Origin of the sequence: Kitasatospora sp. NPDC058406, assembly GCF_042722765.1 — a bacterium.
Classification (GTDB): domain Bacteria; phylum Actinomycetota; class Actinomycetes; order Streptomycetales; family Streptomycetaceae; genus Kitasatospora.
The window spans coordinates 1-3,486 of the sequence record NZ_JBHXKE010000440.1; the positions used below are offsets into that span (position 1 = coordinate 1).

At 75.2% G+C, this 3,486-nt stretch carries 2 protein-coding genes and 1 pseudogene; 1 reads left to right on the forward strand and 2 read right to left on the reverse strand.

Annotation, left to right across the window (positions count from 1 at the left end; translation table 11 throughout):
* Both ACFWOG_RS40150 and ACFWOG_RS40155 read right to left on the reverse strand, forming a co-directional pair.
* A pseudogene (locus ACFWOG_RS40150) lies at positions 1-1,187 on the reverse strand (hypothetical protein); the annotation flags it as partial.
* Between the two features lie 214 nt (positions 1,188-1,401).
* On the reverse strand, positions 1,402-1,929 hold the full coding sequence (locus ACFWOG_RS40155) for a universal stress protein (RefSeq protein WP_380364626.1): 528 nt from the start codon (positions 1,927-1,929) through the stop codon (positions 1,402-1,404).
* 685 nt (positions 1,930-2,614) lie between these two features.
* Here ACFWOG_RS40155 and ACFWOG_RS40160 point away from each other — a divergent pair.
* A partial coding sequence (locus ACFWOG_RS40160; RefSeq protein WP_380364624.1) for an HAD family hydrolase occupies positions 2,615-3,486 on the forward strand: 872 nt, incomplete at its 3' end.

Below are 3,486 nucleotides of genomic sequence, written 5' to 3' on the forward strand. Positions count from 1 at the left end.
GGGTTGGGCGGCGGAGCGTTCGCGGCGGCAGCGGCTGCCGCTGCGGCACCGGCCGCCGGGGGCGCGACCGCCGGGTTGACCGCCCCGGGGGCCGCTGCCCCGGCCACCGCTCCACCGGGAACGGCTGGAGCACCTGGAGCAGCGGGAGCGCCGCCGGTACCCGGCGGCGCCGGATTGCCGGCCGTGCCGGGCGGGGCTGCCGCCCCGGGCTGGGCGGGCGTACCCGGTTGGGCGGCCGGAGCCGGGCCCTCGCCCTCGTATTCCCCCGGTGCCTCCGCCGCGAGCGGGCGGGGAGCCAGCGGGCGCCCGTCCTGGCCGACCGCCCCGTCCGCTGCCAGGCCCTCGGCCCGGGCCACGGCGGAGTGCCTGCCGGGCCGGGCCTCGCCCGAGGCGGTGCAGTCCAACGGCCGGCCCGGCTCCAGCAGACCGGCCGCGGACTGGCCGAGACAGCTGACCTGCCCCACCCCGGGGAGGAGGTCCACCACGCTGACCGCGCTGACCGGCGAGTCCCCGACCGCGTCCACCCGGTACCTCAGCAGGACGTCTCCGCCCACCCGTGCCACGGTGACGCGACGCCCGGGAAGCCGCTCGGGAGAGGAGGCCGGACCAGCCGGCGGGAGGGCTCCGTCGGCCACCGCATCCCGGTCCCCGGGCGGCACGACGGAACGGGCGACGGAACGGGCGACGGAACGGGCTGCGGAACGGGCTGCGGAACGGGTCACCACACCCGTGCCCGCCGGAACGCCGACCCGGGCCAGCGTCAGCCCGGCGACCAGTCCGAGATAGCCGGCCTCCGCGGTCACGACGGCCTTGGGGAGGCCCTTCGGAGCGTCCGCCTCGACGCGGACGACGGCCCGCTGTTGACCGCTCTGCGCCGGCAGGGTGGCCGAGCACTCGACGACACCGAGGGCGGGGAGCACGAACGGCTGCTGCCCGCCGCAGACCACCGCGGCCCCGGAGACCTGGGCGTCCTTCAGGACCGAGACGGTCAGCGGGTACTCCGCCTGGTTCGCCAGCCGGTAGACCCGGAGCAGCTGTTCGCCGGACCGGACCCGGACCCCGGTGCCGGTGGCCCCGTTGGTGCGGACCTCCAGCCGCACCGCGCCACGGGCTTCTCCGCCCGCCGGGCTGAGCGCCGACGCCCCGGGGGCGTCGGCGAGGAGCGCGAGCGGCAGGAGTGCCGGCACAGCGGCCGACAGGACGAGGAGGGCGGTGACACGGCGGGGAGCACGACGGAGAGGACGTCCGGGCGGCCCGGAATCGGGCGGAGTGGGCCGATTGATCACCTTGTCATTCTTCGCACCGCGCTTCCCGGCCGGGCGGGAGCGCGGTACCGACCCACCGGCAGGGGTGACACGTTCGGCCCAGCGGCAGGCCCGCCACGCCGTAGCCGGCGAATCGTCAGGGGATCACGATCACCGGACGGTTGGCCCGGCGGGCGAGGCGACCCGACACGGATCCGAAGATCTTGCCGAGCAGGCCGTGCGTGCTGCCGACCACGATGGCGTCGGCGGCGTACTCACGGCCGACCTCCTCGATCTCGTGGCAGATGTCGCCGCCCCGTTCGACCAGGACCCAGGGGACGCCGGCGAGGAAGTCCGCGCAGGCGAGCTCCAGGCCGAGCACCTCGGTCCGGTGGTCGGGGAGGTCGACGAAGACCGGCGGTTCACAGCCCGCCCAGACGGTGGCCGGCAGGCGGTTGGCCACGTGCACGATCACCAGTCCGCACTGGGAGCGGCGGGCCATGCCCACCGCGTAGGCGAGGGCGCGCTCGCTCGACAGCGAACCGTCGAAACCCACCACCACACCGTGACGGAAGGCGGGGTCGCAGGAACGCGAGGACGCCGGCCGGACCGCCGGTTCTCCGACGGCGCGGGTGGGGCCGGAGGCGCTCGGCCGGTCGGCGCCCGGACCGGGGCGGCCCGTCACCGGGGGCTCCGCGCGGTCGTCGCGGTGCTCGTCCCGCCGGTGGCGGGAACCCGAGCCGGGGCGGCCTCGGCGCACGATGTTGCGGAGGGGCCGGGTGAGGCCACTGCTCCGGACGTCCGCATCCGGCTCCACCGGTCGGAAGGACTCAGAACCAGCCATGGCACAAGGCTCTTCGAAGGGGATGGGCTGACAGGAGAGGACATCGCTGCCCGAGCAGCAGGCCCGCCCAGGGGACGACGTCGGTCTGCGCCGCGCACCACCGTTGGTGACCTGTTCCTTTCAGAGTACGACGGGCCGGGGACTCGGCCCAGCCACAAGACCTCGGGGCGACACTGTTCCCGCGAACGGGGGATGTAACCCCCGTCGGCCGTACGCCCCCGGGCACGCTGACGCGCCCCTCCGGCGACAGAGGTTCCCTGGAGCTTGACGGAGCGGGCCGGGCGGCGCAACAGGCCACCGGGACACCGTGACCGGACTGTCATGGATCGATGACGATCCGTTGCCGCCCGATCACCGCGCGGCGGGCCCGCGGCGGGTCGTCCGGGGCCCGTAGGGCGAGCCCCACCTGACGCAGCCGCCCCGGGAGTGTGGCACCGAGCCCCCGTTTCGGCCATTTCGCACGGGTTCGCGACGCCGTCTGGCATTTGCCAGGTGCATAGGCACGGCCGCTGGCACCATGCTCGGCATGCCCCTGCTCCTGCTCGACCTCGACAACACGCTGCTCCCCAGGGACGCCGCTTTCCGGGCCTGGGCTCAGGAATTCCTGACCGAACGAGGGCTGCCGCCCGGCGACGTCGACTGGCTCTCCACCATCGACGGCGGCGGCTACGTACCGCGCAGCACCGTACTGTCCGCCGCCCGCCGCCGCTACGGACTGGACGAGTCACTCGACCGCCTTCTCGCCCACTACCGGCGCGGCATCAACTCCCACATCCACTGCCCGTCCCGCAACATCGACGCGCTGCGGGCGGCGCGGGCCGCCGGGTGGACGCTCGGGATCGTCAGCAACGGCGGCACGGGGCCGCAGCTGGAGAAGATCCGCCGGACCGGACTCGGTCCGCTGGTCGACGGCTGGGTGATCTCCGAGGAGGCGGACTGCCTCAAACCGGACCCGCTGATCTTCGAGATCGCCGCGCAGCGGTGCGGCATCGCACCGATCGGCGACTGGGCCAGCCACACCTGGATGATCGGGGACCACGCCCCCGCCGACATCGCCGGGGCCGAGCTGGCCGGCCTGCACAGCGTCTGGCTGCACCACGGCCGTCCGTGGGCCGAGCCCGGCTACCGGCCCACGCTGAAGGCGGCCGGGCTGCCGGAGGCCGTCGGGCAGGTGCTGTCGGCCCGCGTCGCTCCGTCACCCCGGCCGGGGATTCGGGCGGGCGGACCGCTCGGGCGGCGGGCCGGCGACTCCGAGGGCGTCCCCCGTTCCCGGGACCGGGGAATCCCCGGTGGCAGGGCTCTGGGCCGGGCCCCGACCCGGACCTGGGGGTTATACACATATACGAGCCCCACAGACGGGTTGACCTTGCGACCGCGCGGCTGGGCTGGCGCGAAGCG